12 protein-coding genes and 2 pseudogenes are annotated in these 18,111 nt (G+C 64.9%); 8 read left to right on the forward strand and 6 right to left on the reverse strand.

Annotated elements, in window-relative coordinates:
• Nucleotides 1-25 precede the first annotated feature (25 nt).
• The 5 genes from QTI45_RS31590 to QTI45_RS31610 all read left to right on the forward strand — a co-directional run bounded on the left by QTI45_RS31590 (nucleotide 26) and on the right by QTI45_RS31610 (nucleotide 10,111).
• A complete protein-coding gene (locus tag QTI45_RS31590; protein ID WP_286657173.1) occupies nucleotides 26-2,347 on the forward strand; it encodes an AAA family ATPase in 2,322 nt (773 codons plus the stop codon).
• Nucleotides 2,348-2,476: 129 nt separating this feature from the next.
• Nucleotides 2,477-3,724 (forward strand): hypothetical protein, encoded by a 1,248-nt coding sequence (locus tag QTI45_RS31595; RefSeq protein ID WP_286657174.1) that lies wholly within the window; start codon nucleotides 2,477-2,479, stop codon nucleotides 3,722-3,724.
• Nucleotides 3,721-5,700: a phospholipase D-like domain-containing protein gene (locus QTI45_RS31600; RefSeq protein WP_286657175.1), complete on the forward strand. Its 1,980-nt coding sequence runs from the start codon at nucleotides 3,721-3,723 to the stop codon at nucleotides 5,698-5,700. The genes QTI45_RS31595 and QTI45_RS31600 overlap by 4 nt, the downstream gene beginning before the upstream one ends.
• On the forward strand, nucleotides 5,697-9,179 hold the full coding sequence (locus QTI45_RS31605) for a C-terminal helicase domain-containing protein (RefSeq protein WP_286657176.1): 3,483 nt from the start codon (nucleotides 5,697-5,699) through the stop codon (nucleotides 9,177-9,179). Before QTI45_RS31600 ends, QTI45_RS31605 begins: the two co-directional genes overlap by 4 nt.
• 128 nt (nucleotides 9,180-9,307) lie before the next feature.
• Nucleotides 9,308-10,111, forward strand: coding sequence for an NYN domain-containing protein (locus QTI45_RS31610; RefSeq protein ID WP_286657177.1), 804 nt, complete (start codon nucleotides 9,308-9,310; stop codon nucleotides 10,109-10,111).
• 154 nt (nucleotides 10,112-10,265) lie between these two features.
• Here QTI45_RS31610 and QTI45_RS31615 read toward each other — a convergent pair whose 3' ends face one another.
• Both QTI45_RS31615 and QTI45_RS31620 read right to left on the reverse strand, forming a co-directional pair.
• Nucleotides 10,266-10,805 (reverse strand): helix-turn-helix transcriptional regulator, encoded by a 540-nt coding sequence (locus tag QTI45_RS31615; protein ID WP_286657178.1) that lies wholly within the window; start codon nucleotides 10,803-10,805, stop codon nucleotides 10,266-10,268.
• Entirely contained in the window at nucleotides 10,802-11,254 is a 453-nt protein-coding gene (locus QTI45_RS31620; RefSeq protein ID WP_286657179.1) for a helix-turn-helix transcriptional regulator, read from the reverse strand. The genes QTI45_RS31615 and QTI45_RS31620 overlap by 4 nt, the downstream gene beginning before the upstream one ends.
• 608 nt (nucleotides 11,255-11,862) lie before the next feature.
• Here QTI45_RS31620 and QTI45_RS31625 point away from each other — a divergent pair.
• Nucleotides 11,863-12,204, forward strand: a pseudogene (locus tag QTI45_RS31625) (helicase-related protein); the annotation flags it as partial.
• 71 nt (nucleotides 12,205-12,275) lie between these two features.
• Here the strand turns inward: QTI45_RS31625 and QTI45_RS35585 are convergent.
• Nucleotides 12,276-12,419, reverse strand: a pseudogene (locus tag QTI45_RS35585) (IS66 family transposase); the annotation flags it as partial.
• Nucleotides 12,420-13,278: 859 nt separating this feature from the next.
• On the opposite strand from QTI45_RS35585, the gene QTI45_RS31635 reads away from it, so the two are divergent.
• Nucleotides 13,279-13,572, forward strand: a complete 294-nt coding sequence (locus tag QTI45_RS31635) for a hypothetical protein (RefSeq protein WP_286657180.1) — start codon at nucleotides 13,279-13,281, stop codon at nucleotides 13,570-13,572.
• Entirely contained in the window at nucleotides 13,559-14,641 is a 1,083-nt protein-coding gene (locus QTI45_RS31640; protein ID WP_286657181.1) for a DNA-binding protein, read from the forward strand. Before QTI45_RS31635 ends, QTI45_RS31640 begins: the two co-directional genes overlap by 14 nt.
• A gap of 464 nt (nucleotides 14,642-15,105) precedes the next feature.
• Here QTI45_RS31640 and QTI45_RS31645 read toward each other — a convergent pair whose 3' ends face one another.
• The 3 genes from QTI45_RS31645 to QTI45_RS31655 form a co-directional block, all read right to left on the reverse strand.
• Nucleotides 15,106-15,708 (reverse strand): hypothetical protein, encoded by a 603-nt coding sequence (locus QTI45_RS31645; protein WP_286657182.1) that lies wholly within the window; start codon nucleotides 15,706-15,708, stop codon nucleotides 15,106-15,108.
• A 2-nt stretch (nucleotides 15,709-15,710) separates the two neighbouring features.
• Nucleotides 15,711-16,286: a hypothetical protein gene (locus QTI45_RS31650; RefSeq protein ID WP_286657183.1), complete on the reverse strand. Its 576-nt coding sequence runs from the start codon at nucleotides 16,284-16,286 to the stop codon at nucleotides 15,711-15,713.
• Nucleotides 16,287-17,154: 868 nt separating this feature from the next.
• The gene (locus QTI45_RS31655) at nucleotides 17,155-17,979 is read right to left on the reverse strand and encodes a tripartite tricarboxylate transporter substrate-binding protein (RefSeq protein WP_286657184.1); all 825 of its coding nucleotides are present in this window, start codon (nucleotides 17,977-17,979) and stop codon (nucleotides 17,155-17,157) included.
• Nucleotides 17,980-18,111: the final 132 nt, after the last annotated feature.

Here is an 18,111-nt window from a genome sequence, read left to right on the forward strand (position 1 = left end):
TCTGTCGCCTCGACCACGAGACTCGATGCTTTCCCAGGAGGTGTCGATGTTCTGTTCCCCGGTACGCTGGAATCCGCGCGATCGCAGCCCGATCGCGGTGGCCAACGTCCGCGTGTGCCTTGCACTGCTGCGGCTGTTCCGCGGGGCACCTCTGGCCATCGACGAACATGGGCACGAGTCGATCGGAAAGGCGCTCTGGCCGGTCGTTCGTCTCGAGGCCAGGCGCCTCAGAGAGGCCCTTCGAACTCAGTCCGGCCATCGAACTTCCTCGCCTTCGACACCGAAGGCCCGCAAGGGCATCGAACTCATTGACCTCGAGGTGCCGGCTTGCGGGCCTTCGATGGGGACGAGGAACCTGCTCGATGCGCGCTATGCCCTGCCCGAGGATCCCGACGACGACGCCATGCTGCGATCCATCGGTCGGGGGCTGACCCATGATTCCGTGTCCTTCCGGGTGCTCTTCGATGCGCTGGAGCAGCGGCTCGAATCGCGCGCGAAGCAGGTTCTGCGAAGCGACAGGAACATTGCGTGGCTCTGCGCCATGTTGGAGCTCGATCCGGTCGAGCGCGACGTGCTGTCTCTGTGCGCGGCGATCGAGATCGGCTCGGTCGATGCGCACGTCTTCGCCCTTGTTATTTCGCCGGCGCGTCAGATCCGGGCCTTGCGCATGGCCCTCGGCCTCCCCGACGAACATGCGCTCTCGCTCGCGTTGAGCTCAAAGGGGCGACTGCACTGCGCAGGGTTGCTCCAAGCCCGGTCGGGCGGCCACTGCGACCTCGAGGATGCGATGCGCCTGTCCAAGTCGGGCGCAGAACTGGTGGCTGGTCACCACCGCTCGCTGTCGCAGATGTCCCAACGTGTGCTCCAGCCCCTGGCAGCAGGCGCTGCTCGCCAGCCTTTGCAATGGCCGCACCTTCAGGGCCGCACCGATCGTCTTCGCGATCTATTGCGCGGAGCCTTGCAACAACAGGCGCGCGGTGTCAATCTGCTGCTTTATGGCGCGCCCGGCACAGGGAAGACCGAGTACGCGCGGGCGCTGATCGCCAGCCTGCGTGCGGAGGGCTTTCGGGTACTCGATGCCGATCGTGCGGGCAACCCCGCCACACGCGCCGAGCGCCTGGCGAGCCTGCACATGAGCGCGATCTTCGCGCCACCGGGTTGCAGCGTCATCTTGCTGGACGAGGCAGAGGACATTTTCCAGAGCGACTACGGTAACCCCCTGCGTCGCGCCTTCGGCTCGGCGGAAGACAGCAAGGCCTGGATGAATAACCTGCTCGAACACAATCGCGTCCCGGTGATCTGGATCAGCAACGAGATCGAGCACCTGGACCCGGCCTACGTGCGGCGCTTCACCTACTGCCTGGCATTCCCGACGCCGCCGAGGGCGCAGCGCCGACAACTCGCGCTGAGTCATCTCGGACCCGTCGGCGTATCCGAAGCGATGTGCGATCGGCTGGCACTGCAGACCCGGCTCTCGCCGGCGCTGATCGCTTCGGCCGCCCGCTATCTCTCGCTAGGCGGCGTCGCGCCTGCACAGGCCGATGCAGCCGCTCAGGAGATGCTGAGCGACCATGCGCGGGCACTCGGCCATGCCGAGCCGATGTCGGTGGCTGACCCGCAGACGCGCATTGACCTGCGCTATCTGCGCACATCCGGCAACACGCAACCTGCCGCCATGATGTCTGCCCTCGAACGGGTGGGGCAGGCGACCGTGATGCTTGTCGGCCCCCCCGGAACCGGCAAGACCCAGTTGGCTGCCGAGATCGCGCACCGGCTGGGCCGCGACCTGACGTACCGAACAGCGGCGGACATCCACTCGAAGTGGTTCGGTGAGAGCGAGCAGAACGTCGCGCGCCTCTTCTCCGAATGCGACCCGAAGGTGGAGGTGCTCTTCGTCGACGAAGCCGAGACGCTACTCGGCAGTCGCGCGTCGACCGACCATCGGGCCGACGTCGCCGTGACGGCCGAATTCCTGCGTCGTCTGGAAGGGTTCGAGGGTGTCTTTATCTGTGCGACGAACCATGCGGGGGCCTTCGATCCCGCCTTGATGCGACGCTTCGTGTTTCGGCTCGAACTGCTGCCGATGGATGCCCGGCAGCGCGAGGACCTGCTAGTCGAATGCCTCGCTTCGGGCGATCGTCGACGCCGGCTCGCATGGCCCCTGACGCCGCAGCAACTCGCCCGACTTGGTCGGCTCGACCAACTGACGCCCGGCGACTTCGCCAATGTCCAGAGGCGCATGCGCCTAATGCGGGCCGAGCCGGACGTCGAGGCGTGGTTGGCCGAACTGGCCCTCGAAAGTGCGGCCAAGTCGACTGGCACCGGCAATGCGATCGGATTTCTCTGAACGGTGCGAAACCGCACGAAAGCGTCAAGGAACTGCGCATGCCGGACGACTCGCGCGCCGGGCGATGTGATTTTTAAGCATATGGTTTTTCCCCGTGCTCCCTCCAATCCCTCTCGAAGGCCGGCCAGCGTGAAATTCACCGAATACGTGATCGTCGAAAAGACCGGCGTCCTCATCGACCCCCTGGGCTTCCTGAAGCCCTCCCGCGACCTCCAGGACCTGATCTTCGAGCAGTTCACCGTCCTGACCCACCATCCTTCGTATCACGGCATGCTGTGCGCCGCGTCGCAGTGGCTGGGTGCCAAGGGGCACCAGCCGGACAGCACGGGATACGCACGCCGCTTCAGGCGCCTGGAGATCGTCTGGGGCCTCATGAACGCGGCCATGGACCAGCCCATCCTGAACGTGCGCAAGTACCAGCAGCTCGGCGCCGAGAGTGTCCGCCTGGCGGCGATTCCCACCGGCCACCCGATCTTCCAGAAGCTGGCCTACGGCACGCTGGGCCACTACCGCCGTCCGAGCATCGCCTGGGGCCTGCTCGATCCGAAGGGGAGGGCGCTGACCGCCTCGGGCACCGCGTTGGCGCGCGGCTTCTCATGCCGGCACGGCCAGGACCTGGATGCCATCCTCAGCCGATGGGAGAACGGCGATGCGTTCCAGTCGCAGGACCTCGCCCGAGGTGGCCAGGCGTTTCACCTGCACGCCGAACCGAGCACCAAGGAGAGGGCCGCTTGGCGAGGGGTGATCGACGCCTGGACTGCCAAGCGACCCGAGACCGCTCCCGTGTGGGCCGATCCCGTGCCCATCTCTCGATTGGATGCGTTCCAGGCCTCCCCCGGCGCCTACTGTGCCCAGTACGACTGGCTGGCCGACCGCTATCCCTCGCTGGGGGCACAGGTGGGCGCGATTCATACCTTCGAGCGGCTTTCGGGCGCAATCCAGTTCGTGTTCGATCGGCGGCTCGCGGCATTGGCTTTCGACGCGCCCGCGAGCCTGCAGCGCTACGTCGCCGATGACACGCTCGCCGATGCGATCGTCGACCTCGCGGCCAAGACGACGCGCCACGACGCCGGGAGGCTGTTCGCCACGCTGGCCGTAACGAAGAAGCGCTTCGCCGATGTCGAAGCGGTCATCGTGCAGCATCACACTGCGCACCAGCGCGCCAAGGGGGTGTCGCCGTACTTCGACGCCTCGGGCGTGCTCGTGAAGGACAAGGTGGCGCCTGCGGAGGTCGCCGAGGTGATGGAAGACCTCGAGGCGCTTCCCGACGTAGAGCGACAGCTGGACCGCCTGCAATACCGGTCACGGCGCGACTGGCACTTCCGGCGCTGTACCACCTACCATGCCCACGCCTGGGCGGGAGGCCATGCCGCATGAGCCGCCGGCTGCCCCACCAGTCGCTCCAGGATGCTTTCGCCGAGGTCTTCGACCGATCGGCGGACGATCCCGTCGAGCACATCCTGGCGTTGACCTACGAATTCGATGACCAGCAGTTGCTGAACCTGGTCGCCGGCCGGCCGCTCGGGGAGTCCTTCGAGCCGCGGCCCCTGGATCTCCAGAAGATCTCCGCGGTGGCGCCGGTGGTGATCTATGACGCCCGCAAGACTGGCGCGTTCAACCTCGTGCCTCACTTCATGGAACTGCTGCCGGTCAAGATGCCGGCATACAGCTGCCATCACAGCAAGGCTTACCTGGTCGTCACGCGAGACGCGGCTCATCTGTGGCTGGGCTCGATGAACCTCACGCGCACCGGGCTATTCAGCAACAGGGAGGTGTTCTGCGCCTATCGCCTGGACGCCGAGCACACCGACGATGCAGCGCTGTTCCTGGACTTCGCGGAACTGTTGGCCTCGGGCCATGCCTCCCACGGCTCGCAGACGCTCAGCGACATCGTCGCCGCACTGGGCCAGCGCGCCACCGCATTGCGCCGGCCGCCGGCGGTCGGCGCGCCGCGCCTGGTTTCCTCGGGCTATCACGGTGCCGGCCTCGAGCAGCTCGGAGCGCTCTGGCAGGAATGGATGGGGCCCGCGGCCCCGGACCGGGTGTTCGCGGTGTCGCCGTTCTTCGATCATGGACAGGAAGGCGACGTCTTCGCCGAACAGCTGCGCAGAACGCTGGGTGACTTCACGGCCCTGCACGTCGTGACGGATCAGTCCTGCGTGGAAGGCTTGTCGCAGGCCCACTTTCCCGGTCCGGCCCGGTTGACGCTGCAGGCCATCGCGGCCGAGATCTCGGCGGAGGAAGTCAAGCGGATCGAGGCGGCCAACGAGGGGGCGAGCACACGGGGGCGGGTGCTCGTGCGCAAGCTCCACGCCAAGGTCCTGGTGCTGCTGCGCGGACATGAAGCGCTGGTCTACGTCGGCAGCGCCAACTTCACCTGCAAGGCCTGGAACGGCGACAACCGGGAGCTCGGGGTCGCCTGGAAGACCCGGGACAAGGACCTGGTCCGAAAGATCTGCCACGGGCTGGAAGTCGGAACCTGCGACCTTGCCGGCAGCCTGCCGCCCACGGCACCACCGCTGCCGCTGGACGATGAGGACTATGCGGATTTGCCCGGCTACCCCGACTTCGTCCAGAGCATCGTGCTCGAGGAGACGGGCGTCGGATCCGACCGTTTCCATTTCCGGGTCCAGGGCGATGACCTCGATGCGCTGGCCGGCTATGTCATCTATTGGGGGCAGGTGCGCCTGCAATTCGATGGCGGCAGGTCGAATCCGCTGCCCGCCGAGACCTTGTTCGCGCGACTGCTGGGCGGACGGAACCTGGCCTTCCAGCCGCTCGGCCACCCCGACCGGCTCTACTTCGTTCCCTTCCGGCACGCGGACACGCTGTTCGCGAAGCGAGAGCAGCACGTGCATCCCAGCGCCGAGGACTGGATGGCCTTCCAGCTCGGCGTCGGCACCCGCCGAGCGGACGGTGGCGGACTCCTCGATGATGAAGAAGATGGCCTGCCGCCCCGCGAGGCGCCGCTCGATGCAGGGCGCGAGCAGAACCCAGTCGTCCGGATGCAGCGCTACCTGAGTCTTTTCTCGAGCATGGAGCGCGAATTCGTCACCCGGCATCAGCGCGCCATGCAGCTGCCCGACCCGCAGCGTTCCGAACAGTGGCGCGCCTTGGTCGAGCGGCCCTTGCAGACCCTGGCCACGGTGCTGACCAGGCAGCACAAGCCCTCGGCCGACCCCGCGCAGGAGCTGAGCTTCAAGCTCGGCGAGTTGGTCCTGCTCGCGCGCCATCTGCCGGGAGCGTCTACGCGATCCGTCGAGCTCGCGCGGGGCTTGGCCGCGCACCTCCCTCCCACCTCCACCGATCCCGTGGCGGCCCGTTACCTCGCCCACTGCCGCAACCAGTCATGACCCAAGACTCCTTCGACGACCTCCTTCGGCTCGAGGCGGAGCGTCCCGATCTGGCGCCGAGTTGGCAGCGCCAGCGTGCCACGGCACGAGAGCTGCGCCGCCGCTTCTCCGCCGGCAGCGACACCCAGCTGCTGGCCGACGAAGTCGGCATGGGCAAGAGCTACGTGGCGCTCGCAGTGCTGGCGGACTTCGTGCTGGGACAGCCGGAGAAAGGGGGGCAGGAGGCGCGTGCGCTCTTGATCACGCCGCCGAGTTCGGTGCTTCGCTCGAAGTGGGAGCAGGAGATCCGCAGCTTCAGCGAGGCCTACCTGAAGCCAGGGGTGCAAGGCGCGCTACGACCGCTGGTCCTGAAAAGCTTCTGGGAGCTCGTGGCCAACCTGCACGACCACGCGAACGAGACCGGCTCCCTGAAGGTGTCGGCTGGCACCTACCGGTGCATCCTGCTCTATTTGCGCCAGTGGGCGGTGCGCAAGAACTGGCTGACCAACAGGCACAAACCATGGGAGGTACTCGAGGACTTGGAGCTGACCTCGCCCGACGCCATGGCCTTTGCCTCACGCTACTCGATCGCGGGCTTCGACGCCTTCCTGGAACGCGCCAATGCCGCCGGCAACGATCATCTGCACGCGATGGTGCGGCCGCAAGGGAGCTTGCACACCGATCCCGAGGGGGCCGCGAGGACCATCAAGAAACTGTTCCGGGAATTCGCGGCGCAGCAGGACGCGTACGAGCCGAACGTTCTGATTCTCGGGATGAATGCCCTGCGCACGCCTCGGCGTGGAGACAACCCGCAGAACCGGCAGTTCGCGATCTTCGTGCTGTCGGTGTTGCTGAAGGGCCGGCACGAGCCCACACGAAAAGCCGTCATCCGGTCGCTGCGCAAGTCGAGCCTCATGTTCAAGGACGCCACGCTGAAAGAGCTCGACGCGCTGAAGGACGTCGACCTCTATCGCACCCGCAGCAGCGTGGATGCCGTCCTCAAGGCGAGCAGCGACCTCCAGAGCAGCTGGAACGCCATCGTCAGCGATCCTGCGGGGGTCGGTGGTCCCGGGATCAAGTCCTTTTTTTCCGCACTGTTCGATGGGGTCATTGCACACAAGCTCGCGCAATCGGGCATCCAGCTGGCGGTGGTCGACGAAGTTCACAACTGGAAGTCGGGGGCCAACGGGGCGCGCGACTTCCGGCAGAACTTCGCGAACGGCATTCGCTGCAAGCTCCTGATGTCCGCCACGCCCTTCCAGCTGGCCGAGGGCGAGATGCAGAAGGTGTTCAGCTTCGCGACATCGGCGGCCGGTGCCACCGAGAAGGTGCTGTGCCGCATGTTCGGCGCCGACGACGCTCCGCTCGATGCGGCGGCGAGCGGCAGCCTCGTCGAGGCTTGCCTGGTGGCCAACCGAGGCTTCCGGGCCGCGTGGGCGCGCTTGCCGGCTTCGGATCTCCATGCCTTTGATGACGCAAGCCTCGAGGAGGCGGAGCTGGTGCGGCGACTCGAGGTCGCGGCCACGGCCAACGGCTCCACCGCAGCGCTGATCGATTTCTGCCAGTCCGCGCTGGCCTACCGGGCCGCCGTGACGCGGCTGCTGGTCGAGCAGCGCCAGATCATGATCCGACATGTGAAGCCGCGAACCCGGCGGCAGTTCCACGCCGGGCGCGACTACATGGACCCGGCGTCGACACGGCGATCGCTCTACAAGGTGCCCGGACGTGTCGCCCCGGGCGATGCCTTCATCAACTTCCTCGCGATGCGGCTCGAGCAGAAACTGCGTGGTGAGCAGGACGACGTCGACGTCGATGTCGACCCCGCGGGCCCGGAGCTTCACGCGCCGGTGAATGCCCGGCTCGCGCGGGGCATGTCCTCCAGCAAGGCGGCCTTCAAGGAAAGCCGGTCCGACGGCGAGGCGGCGAGGGCCGACCTGCCTCCCGATACCCTGGCCTACATGAACCTCTTCGAGGAGGCCCTTTCCGGCAGCGACCACCCCAAGGTGACCGCCACCGTCGAGCTCGCCCAAGCGAACTACCTGCGGGGTCGCAAGACGCTCATCTTCTGCGAGCGCGTGAAGACCGTGGAGGAGATCGCCTCGAGCCTGCGCGCCCGGATCGACCTGGCGCTCGGCGATTCATCCGGAGACGCGACGGCGGCCCGGGACCGCATCCGCAGGGACGCCCTCTTCTGCGACGTGCAGTGGTACCGCGCATGGCGTCGTGTCAGCGCGCCGCGCGTCGACGTCGAAGCTCCCGACGTCCGCGCCAGGGCCGTGGCCTTCGTCGCCGACCGCATGCGCGCAGCACCCGTCACCGACCGCCGCGTCCTCAGGTTGCTCGACCTCTGGTTTCTCGCGGAAGAGGCCAGAGTGGCAGAGTCTCCATGCCACGGCGCACACCGCCTGCTCGCACATCTGGGCCGGTTGCTAGAGACCGGTGACGAAGCCGCGTTGCGGCAGGTGCTCAATACGCAGAGCGACACCGAGGCGCCTGACGATGACGTCGCAAGGTCGATCGACGAGGTGTTCCAACACGGATTCCTTACGGGCCTGAACATGTGGGTCGACCCCACCTCCGCTGACTTCGAGCGGGCTCTCTGGCAGCTGATCGACCGCGAGGCGGACGCGCTGGTGGCGCGCGGTGAAGCGCCCGATCCGGCCAACCTCCTGGCCTTCCATGCCATCCTCATGGGCGAGCATGGTCTTCAGAGCGGCTTGCGGCGCGTCGCCCTGCGATCCGACCAGCTGCGTCGGTGCCTGCCTCCGAAGGAGGGCGAGACTGAAGTCGAAGCGGTCTTTCGAGGACTGCGCGAGGACCGCGGCGGCGGAGAAAGCCTTTGGGCCCGGCTGCTGCGATTCGTCGTCAGCCTGGTCGAAGCCAACGGATCGATCAATCCTGTCGACAAGACCAACACGCGGCGACGCAGTCTCTGGCGCGGCGTCGAACTGCGTGACGAACGCCTTGTCGTCGAGATCGACGGCAGCACCAAGGCCGAGCAGCGCGTGCAATGGTGCGCCGCCTTCAATTCGCCCCTGGCGCCCGAGGTGCTCATTTGCACGGCCATTGGGTCCGAAGGCATCGATCTCCACAAGGAATGCGCCGAAATCATCCACCACGACCTTCCCTGGAACCCAGCTCGACTCGAGCAGCGCATCGGCCGCATCGACCGCGTGGGAAGCCTGGCCGAGGCGCTAGGATGCCACGCCCCCATCCGGGTCGGCATTCCGTTCCTCGGTCACAACTACGACCAATTCCAGTACGACAAGCTCCTCAGTCGCGCCCAGGTCTTCGAGGTGCTGCTTGGAACGCCCGACTTCGATCTGACTGTGGATGAGGCCCGCTACGAACAGGGAGACGAGGAGGGGGATGACACCAACGAGGTCGATGCCGAAGCGGATGCGACCCTGGAAGATGCGCTGCCCCACTTGCCGAGCCGGATGGTCGAGTGGCTGAGCATCGACCTTTCGCACGTGTACTCGCCGTCGACGGCGGCATGACGCAGCACGACGTCAAGTCTGGCCGGGAGGTCGGTTTCCCGTACCTCTTCCACAGCGTGCCCGAACAGACCCACTTTGCAACAGTCGCAGAGCCTGCGCAACCATAGGCCCGAGGAGGCCCTGTATCCATGAGCACCATTCCGTCGGCGAGCGCCGAAACCCGCGTGGCGGTTCTTGTCGATTGCGACAACGTCCCGCCGGAGATCCTCGACCATGCGTTGCGCGTCGTCGCGCAGTTCGGGCGAGTCGTGCTGCGGCGTGGCTACGGCAACCACACGACGCTGGCCAACAAATGGCAGGAGGCGCTCGTCCGCCAGGCCTTTACCCCGTGCCTGCAGTACCAGTACACCTCGGGCAAGAACACCGCGGACATCGCGCTGGCGCTGGACGCCCTCGAGGCCTTGTTCGACAGGCGGGCCGACACCTTCTGCCTCGTCACGAGCGATTCGGACTTTGCCTATCTGTGCCGCAAGCTCAGAGAGCGCGGCGCCACCGTGTGCATCGTCGGCGAATCCAAGGCCCCCGATGCACTGCGCAATGCGAGCGACCAGTTCTTTCAGTGGACGCGCCCAGAAGCCGTAGCCGACGTCAGTCTGGATGCAGGAGGTACGGCGGCCAAGGCCGAGGCGCCCAAGCCTGCCGCCGCATCGAAGGTCGAAGCCCCAGCGGCCGTCATCAAGCGGCGGCCTCGTTTCGTGATCGAAGCAGTCACCTTGCTTGCCGGCGACACCTCGGAAGGCAAAGTGCACCTGGGCCCGCTTGGCCAGTACCTGAAGCGAACCGATCCGGCATTCTCTCCCAAGGCATACGGTCACTCGGGACTGCTGGACATGGTCAGGACGTACGACCTCCTTAGGGTGCAGCAAGAACAGGGTGGCTGGACAGTCGGGCTGGCGCCGAAGGCCGAGGAATCGCCCGGCGCGGGCTCTTGAGCGCCGCTGCCGAGGCCCGAGAGATCTGCCGGATGCAACATCGTTGCCGTCGGCGTCCGATGGTCAGCGGCGTCGAAATGTTGGATCAGACTTCGATCTCTTAACCGGCTCCTCTTCACGTCCAGGCCCATCCGAAGGTTGGCCCGCCGGCGGCTCAGGGCGATGCGTCGTACTTCCTCTGCAGTTCGACGAGCGTTTCGATCAAGCGCCGCTTGAGCTCCTTCGGCGCTTCGATCGTCGCGTGGGCGCCCTGCCTCAGCACATCCATGATCAGTTCGGTCGGCTCGGCATAGGGCACTTCGAGCCGGTACCGGCCATCGGGCAGCGACGTGCCCTTCTGGAGCGGATGCCACACCTCGCGCGCCACCCAGCGGGCTGTCTCGGCGTCGAAGAGGATCGTGGCGCGCTGGATCCGGTCGCCCGTGATGACGCCGTAGCCGCGGTCAAACGCTTCCTCGAGCTTGTCCATCGGAACGTCCTTGCAGGCGTCATCGACGACTTCGGCCTGCTCGATCGCGTCCAGGGCAAACCGGCGCAATCCCTTCGCGGCGTGGCACCACGCATCGAGGTACCAGGTGTTGCGGTAGTGCACGAGGCGCTGCGGCGAGACCAGGCGTTCGCTGGTGGCCTTGCGCCCGCGGCTGAAATAGCGCATCTGCAGGCATCGCCGCTTGACGAGCGCGCTGCCGATCATCTCGAAAAACCGGGTCGGCACGGTCGCTTGAACGGGCTCATGATCTTGATCCGGCGCACCAGCTCGGCGGGCTCCGCATCGCTGGCACCCAACATGGCGCGCAGCTTGTCTAGCACGGGCTGCAGGTGCCGGCCGAGGACGCCGCCGTCGTCCAGTCCCTGCACCAACTGGTGCATGGTGAGCAGTGCATGGATCTCTCGCTCGCTGAACCAAACCCCCGGGAGTTGATGGTGGACCTGCCGGGCGTCTCGCGTGTCGGGCGCAAGCCGGTACCCGTTGTCGTGCCGATCGAACACGATGGGTGCATCCATCCGGGACCGCAGGTACAGGAGATCGCGGTTGAGCGTTGCGCGCGAGACGGCCAGCTCTTCCTGCAGCGCGGCAAAGCTGACGCAGCCGCGGCTGCGGATCAGTCGTTCGATCGTGTAGAAGCGCTCGGTCCGGTCCATGTGTGCGTCTCAGCCCCGTGAAGCCTGCAAATGTAAGGCCGCAGCGGCATGTGACATCAAAGCGCGAGGGAAGGCGGCCCCACAGGCTCACGCTGTGAGCTTGCGGCCTGAAAAACTGTGCCCTCACCAGCTCTTCAGCCCTCAGCCCCTTCCGAAAGCCATCGATGAACGAACACCTGTCCCTCGCCAGCCGGATCGTCCTGCTTCCTCTTCGCGCTGGCCTCTGCGCTGGCCGCGACAACATGGTCGATGTCCTCGTCCGGGTTCAGGCGCCCGAGGCGCCCGCAGGCCAGGCGACGGCCCGGCCGCAGCAGAACCTCGCGGTCGTGCTCGACCGATCGGGCTCGATGGACGGCCGCCCGTTGGCCGAGGCGCAACGCTGCGCGACGTTCGTGGCCTCGCGCCTGCGACCTACCGATGCGATGGCGGTGGTGCAATTCGACGGGGGTGTGGACCGCTTGCGGTCGGCCCTGACCAATCCCTCCGCCCAGCTTCAAGCGCTGCTGGCCATTCGAAAGATCTGCTCGGATCCGCACGGGCACGCGGAATCCGAGGTCCGAAGCATTCCCATCCAACGCCTCGTAAACGAATCGCCCAAGATGGGCTGGATGGTCGAGCGATTGAAGGCGCTTGCCCAGGATCGGGCAGGTGAACACAAGGTCATCATCTTCTGCGAGTTCCGGGAGCTACAACTTGCTCTCCAGCGCGTCATCGCGTCGTTCTTTGGTTTTGCGCCTAGCATCGTCAATGGTGACACGTCTGCCGATCCACGTGCGGGCGAAAACCGGCAACAACTTATTGATGCCTTCCAAGAACAGCAGGGATTCAATGTCATCATCCTCTCCCCGCTGGCAGTGGGTTTTGGCGTGAACATCCAGGCCGCGAACCACGTCATTCATTTCACACGCACCTGGAACCCAGCCAAAGAAGATCAGGCCACGGCTCGCGCCTACCGAATCGGTCAGCAGAGGACCGTGACCGTCTACTATCCAAGTGTTGTGAGCGACAAATTCCCAAGCTTCAACGTGCCGCGCCAACCGCCGCTGCCGTCCTCCTCGATGCCGAGGAAGCGGCGAGCGTGGCGCCCGGCCCGACTCTCTGCGAAGTCGAACACCACCGCATCGATGTCGTCCCAGGCTGTGGTGCAGTAGCTCCACAGGTAGGCGCCTTCATCGCCGCGGTGCAGGTTCTCGAACACGGCTTCCGACACCTCGGAGCGCCGTCTCCCTCCGGAGGCCCAGGCGAAGAGGAGGAGGGCGCGGTCGCGCTTTCCTTTCAGCGAGTCGTCGCAGGTCTCCAGCACCGCCTCCAGCGGCTCCTTGGTCAGAGCCCGCTGCTTGTGGGGCAGGGCGTTGCGCTTCGCGTAGGCCTTTCTTGTCTTGCTCAAGAGCGCCTTGACCGCAGGGTCGACGCACGGATTGGGCTGCTTGGACAGGTGGTGCGCCATCGAGAGCACGGAGACTCGGTGCATCAGGGTGTTCAGCGCGGGCGCCCCCAGTTTTCCTTTGAACCCGGCCTCGACCAGCGCCTCGTCGATCTCGGGCGGCAGCTGGTGCTCAAGGCCCGCCTTGGTCGATCGCTGCGCATGGTCGACGACGAACTGAACAACCACAGGGACTGCAACCGGCAGCGCCATCTGCCGCCCGTAGCGCGCACCGAACCAGGCCGCCCAGTAGCGCATGGCGGCGCGGTACGCCAGACGGGTGTTGTCCGATTCGCCCTCGGCCATGAGGTCGTGGGCGGCTTCCTCGGCCATGTCGGACAGCTGACTGGGATCAAGCAACGCGTGATCGCGCTTCAGCGGCATCAAGGCCTTGGACACCTTGGACGGCGGTGCTTTTTCAGCAGATTTCATGGACGGCCTCCAGCGGCATTGGCTTCACGGATAACGACGTTGAACAGTCAGATCAGCGCCGTCTTACTGTTATTTATAAAACATGTCATGTATGATGTCTTACGTATATTGTACATAGGTTTCGATAATCTATTATTATCGAAAGTAAAAGACGCCGAGGAAAGACCGCATGGACATGAAAAGTTCGAGCGACAACATTCATCCGATCCGAAGCGGCCGTGGCCCGCGGGAACAAAAACTTTCAGACACTTTGAGCAAAAAGCTTCAGACAAATGAACAACAAGTTCCAGACAAACCCGTGTTCGCACCCGGCATCGGATTCACTCTCACACGCACGGATAGGCCCGAAACGAAGCATCCCGCGATCGTCCAGCGCACGGCCGAACTCAACTTCGGCGCGCCGAATTTCGGGTCGGTCGTTCTGCAGTTCTTGGCACTAGGACGTCACCATGCTCAACAATAACTTTCCTCGTGTCGGAGGCCGCGGTGTCCAGGAAACCCAGGTCTGGCAGGCGGCCGACGCGCTGATCCACGAGGGGCTGCGCCCGACGATCGAGCGCGTGCGCCAGAAGATTGGCAGCGGGTCGCCGAACACCGTGAGCCCCATGCTGGAGCGCTGGTTCGCCACGCTCGGCAAACGTCTGGACGGCCATGGCGCCAACCTGGCCGACGGCGAAGCACACCAACTCCCCTTGGCTATCGTCCAAGCCGCCAAGCAGTTCTGGGATGTCGCTCGACGTGAAGCCGAGCAGGTGCAGGTCCAGAAGACCGAGGCCGTCCGGCGCGAGGTCGAACTACAGCGCGTCGACCTGGCCCAGAAGGAAGCCGGCCTGCAGCAGCGCGAGATCTCATTCGAACAGGCACGCATCTCGCTCGACGAAGCCCTGGCCTCCTCGCGCCAAGCGGTCGCGGCCATAGAGGCGCAGATGCACTCGCAGCAGCAGGAATGCTCCAGACTCCTAAGCGACTCAGAAGCCGAAGTGCGGCGCTTGCGTAGCCTGCTGAACGAAGCCGTGGCGAGCAAGGAGGCTCTGCGCGAAAAGTCGGAAATGGAGCTTGGCGCCAAGCAGCGCGCCGCGGAAGAAGCCGAAGAGCGCTACCTTGGCCAGCAGCGGCGCCTCCTTTCGGAGGTCGACAGGGAGCGCGTGGCTACCAAGCAGGTCGGGGCGGAACTTGCCAAGGAGCAAAAGGCACGCGCAGCCGATCACGACGCGGCCCGTCGGGCTCAGGATCTGGCAAAGCAGGCCCTTGAGGACGAGAAGACTTCGCACCGTGACGAATCGTTAGCTTGGTCAAACCAACGCCAGGAACTGCAGTTCGAACTCGCGACATTCCGAGAGCGCGCTGCGGGCGCAGAGCAGCGGGCAAACGACCTCGCCTCACAGCTGAGGCGCCAAGTGGAGCAATCGCAACAGGAACTCGCTCGACTGCGAGAGAGCCAAGAGACCACGGCCGCGGCGCTGCGCCAGCTCGAGGTTCGCCGCGAGGAGATCAAGAGATCGCGAACTCCGACGAAATCAAGGCAAAAATGAACTCCCATTCCCGGCCGTTTGGCGTGAGCCGCCCATCTTCGTCCCGGGATTTCGCGGCGCAGGTGATCGCATAACTTTGTTCGAAGCATCCACGCCGTTCTTGAGCATGAGAACGCTCAAGTCGTCGTAGTGGAACTACGATTCGGGCTTCAAAACCGAAGCATCGTTCGGTCTGCAGCATGAAAAGTCCTTATACATCAAGGACTTAGTAGATACAATGTGCCTTATGTTAAGTATGGTCGCCATGTACCAGGATCGCTGGCGACCCTTCAGTCCGCCGAAAACAATGTGCACATCGAATCGCCCTGCCCGCGACAACATTCGTGCACCCGGGATGATTTGCCGCAAAGTCTTGAAAGCCTGTCGCGTTGAGATCGCGCCACCTGCACGGTACTGGCGTTTGCGGTAGCCAAAACGGCCGGGCCGAAGACCGCGACCGAGACCCCGCGCCCGAAGCATCACATCTAGCTCTCGTGGAACCAGCCCAACGTCGGGCGCTGAGGGGCGCATTCGGTTGCGCTGATGCGCAGCCGGCACGCGCCGTGATCGAGCCATTCGCAGTGGTTGGCACCGGTCAGTGCGGTGGTGTCGCCGGGCCGCACAAAGTCGACGGCAAGCTCAATCGATCGATCTGCTGCCGTCGCCGCAAATTCGACAGTTCGCTGCGCGATGTCGCGGGTCCCTCCCTTGGCCTCCGTCAGCGACGACAGCGGTCTCGATGTGAAGCGCACCCACGGTACTTCGCCCTGCTGATCGACTGCCAGCGCGATGTCCGCGATCGCCTCGAACGTGACCCGATTTCCTTTGCTGGTCAGGTGCAGGTACGCCGGCACATGAAACGTCAGGTGCGGCTGGTCGATCGGCCTCGCCGCCTTCGGATCGTCAGGCACCAAGTAAGCGACGCGCACCCGGTTGAAGACGCTCCACACGAACAGCTGCGCGGTGAATTCGCGGGCGACAAAGGCGCGGTCGTTAAGCCCGCCTGATATGTCACCGTTGGGCTGCAGACTGATCCAGCCGATTCGGTAGGACTTTCCGTCGAGGTATGCATACAGCGTTAGGACCACTGTCAGGCGCTGCCTTCATCGAACGGTCGCAGGGTCCCGAAGAATAGGCCGTGCATGACCTCCAGCGCCAGCATCGCGTCCTCCTGCAGGATCACCCATGGGGGCCGCTTCTGCGCGCGGAACCTCGTGGCGATGGCATACGCGTGCCCGTCCGGCTTCCGGTGCGTCAGCGGATTGCGCACGAGCCGCAGCGCGTCGATCTTCGCCCGCACATCGGGATGCGCGAAGACATTGTTGACGTGCGCTATGGCGATCGCCCGATCGAACGACAGTGACCCGTCACTCGCCACGAGGTTGCGCAGTTCTAGTTCCTCGGCGAGCGTGTGCTCGACATGCGCAGCGGCGGCCAGGATCGTCGCCATGAAGTGCCGCTCGACGTAGCAGGCCCGCGCCTCGCGCAGCAGCGTCATGGGCTCGATCGCGCCCATGTAGGCGGACGGCAGCGGGCCGAAGAGATCCAGCCACGCAGTCCTCTCGGCCCTCGCGTCAGCCGCGAGGGCCGGCACAGCCACGTCTCGCGACTCGGGGGCGCACTGCCGCATCTCTGCGATGGTTGGGTCGGCGATCGGTGCAATCATGCGAAACGCGATCCGTCGATGCCGCCGGCAGGAGGTCCAACCTGGATACCGGGACGGCAGCGATCAGGGACATGTGCGCCATCCATCTGCCCGTCCGCCGGTCAAAGAATGACTGAGCGACCCGCTTGAGGTCAATCAGGATGGTCATGGGGAGGCAGGGATACCAAGCGATTCAGCCTACCCGCGGAGGCAGGTGGGCCTCAACGACTCTTGTTCGACTGGGATACCACGGTGCCAGCCAGCGACTTAGTGATAGGTGCTGACTTTGGGTTGTCCAGCGCACGAGACGCCCTCGCCTCCGTTTTGGAGCCGGTCTGGGCGGCGCTACCTGCCTGCCTGAGTGCAGACCCGGCAAGCGACCGTTGAATACTGCTGGACGTCGAGCTGCTCAGTGTCTTGCCTGCCACCGAGGCGATTCTGGGAGAGGTTTGCTTGCTGTTCTGAGCCATGTTGCGTTCCTATGCCCTCAAACTGACAGTGACGCCGAGCGACTGAAGGCGAGCGCCCAACAAGTGTGAGTTTATACAGTTATGGCTTTTTGTACAGTGTTGATGGCTAGCCCGTGATCGACGTGCTCGACGATGTCGGCCCGCTCGCGCCTTCATCCTCGCTCACTGCCTCGTGCAGTTGGAGCGTCAAGTCCTTGTCGCCATTTGGATCGGCTTCCGAGCCGTCCGTCCCGGACTGAACCAGACCTTAAGCCGCGGCGGTGAGGCTCGCGGACATTTCTGAGGTCGGCGGCCTGGCCGTCCGTCTAAAGTCAGGCCAAGAGCAGACCTTCAACGCTGCTACAGAATTCGCGGCCTCGATGGCTTTGAGAACTTTCATCCGCGGCCGCATGTAGTGCCGGCCGGCCCCGTAGTCGAACCTACTGGTCCAACGGCAGGTTGGCCTTCTTCGCCAGTTCCTGCCACCGAGCCACGTCCTTGGCGACGAATTCTGTGGTTTGGGGTGCGGTTGCGGAAGATGCAGTAACGCCCGCGGCTGCAAACGCAGCCAAGACCTCTGGGTCTTGGAGTGATTTTGCGATGGCCGAGTTCAATGCGGTGATGCGCTCTGGTGGCGTCCCGGCAGTCGTTGCGACCACGAACCACTGGTCGGCATCGAAGCCCTTCAAACCGGCTTCGGCGAGCGTTGGCGTGTTTGGCAGCATGGCGGAGCGCGTAGCGGTCGTGACGCCGTAAGCCCGCAGCTTGCCGGACTTGATGTGGGGCAACACGGTGGTGATGCCAAGAATTCCCAAAGGAACTTGCCCCCCTACGACGTCCGTGACAGCCTGGCTGCCGCCCTTGTAAGGGATGTGCACGAGCTGCGTGCCGGCCATCTGGTTGATGAGCGCGCCGGCGAGATGCTGGCTGGTCCCATTGCCGGAAGAGGCGAAAGCAAGGCCTTTGGGGTCCTGCTTGGCATTGGCGATAAGGGCATCCAGTGATGCAGGAAGCGGAGAGGCCATCGTCCCCACCAGCACCATGGGCCCCTTGGCAAGCATCGCAACGCCAGACAGTTCTTTTCCAAGCTGCGGCGCCGGCACGGCGGTGAGGATGGGGCCCGGCACCGTGACCAGCGTCAACCCGTTCTTCGGCGCTCGAGCAGTGGCCTGCAGCGCGATGGCCCCGGCCGCACCGGGCCTGTTGTCGACCACCACCGTCTGACCCAGCGTCTTCTCTACCTGCCGCGCGACCAGTCGGGTCAAGACGTCGACGGTCCCTCCTGGGGGCTGGCCGACGAGCCATGTAATGGATTGGCCTCCGGCACCGGGCTGCGCATTGCTCACGAGAACCGTGGATGCGAGGGCAATCCCAGCGAAGCTCCTGAGCAGGTGTCG

Origin of the sequence: Variovorax saccharolyticus (assembly GCF_030316765.1) — a bacterium.
Classification (GTDB): Bacteria; Pseudomonadota; Gammaproteobacteria; order Burkholderiales; family Burkholderiaceae_C; genus Variovorax; species Variovorax saccharolyticus.

Excerpts from the sequence above, each read along its gene's own strand:
- QTI45_RS31590 (WP_286657173.1), top strand. The coding sequence starts at position 26 with ATGCTTTCCCAGGAGGTGTCGATGTTCTGTTCCCCGGTACGCTGGAAT.
- QTI45_RS31600 (WP_286657175.1), top strand. The coding sequence starts at position 3,721 with ATGAGCCGCCGGCTGCCCCACCAGTCGCTCCAGGATGCTTTCGCCGAG.
- QTI45_RS31605 (WP_286657176.1), top strand. The coding sequence starts at position 5,697 with ATGACCCAAGACTCCTTCGACGACCTCCTTCGGCTCGAGGCGGAGCGT.
- QTI45_RS31610 (WP_286657177.1), top strand. The coding sequence starts at position 9,308 with ATGAGCACCATTCCGTCGGCGAGCGCCGAAACCCGCGTGGCGGTTCTT.
- QTI45_RS31615 (WP_286657178.1), bottom strand. The coding sequence starts at position 10,805 with ATGATCGGCAGCGCGCTCGTCAAGCGGCGATGCCTGCAGATGCGCTAT.
- QTI45_RS31620 (WP_286657179.1), bottom strand. The coding sequence starts at position 11,254 with ATGGACCGGACCGAGCGCTTCTACACGATCGAACGACTGATCCGCAGC.
- QTI45_RS31635 (WP_286657180.1), top strand. The coding sequence starts at position 13,279 with ATGGACATGAAAAGTTCGAGCGACAACATTCATCCGATCCGAAGCGGC.
- QTI45_RS31640 (WP_286657181.1), top strand. The coding sequence starts at position 13,559 with ATGCTCAACAATAACTTTCCTCGTGTCGGAGGCCGCGGTGTCCAGGAA.
- QTI45_RS31650 (WP_286657183.1), bottom strand. The coding sequence starts at position 16,286 with ATGATTGCACCGATCGCCGACCCAACCATCGCAGAGATGCGGCAGTGC.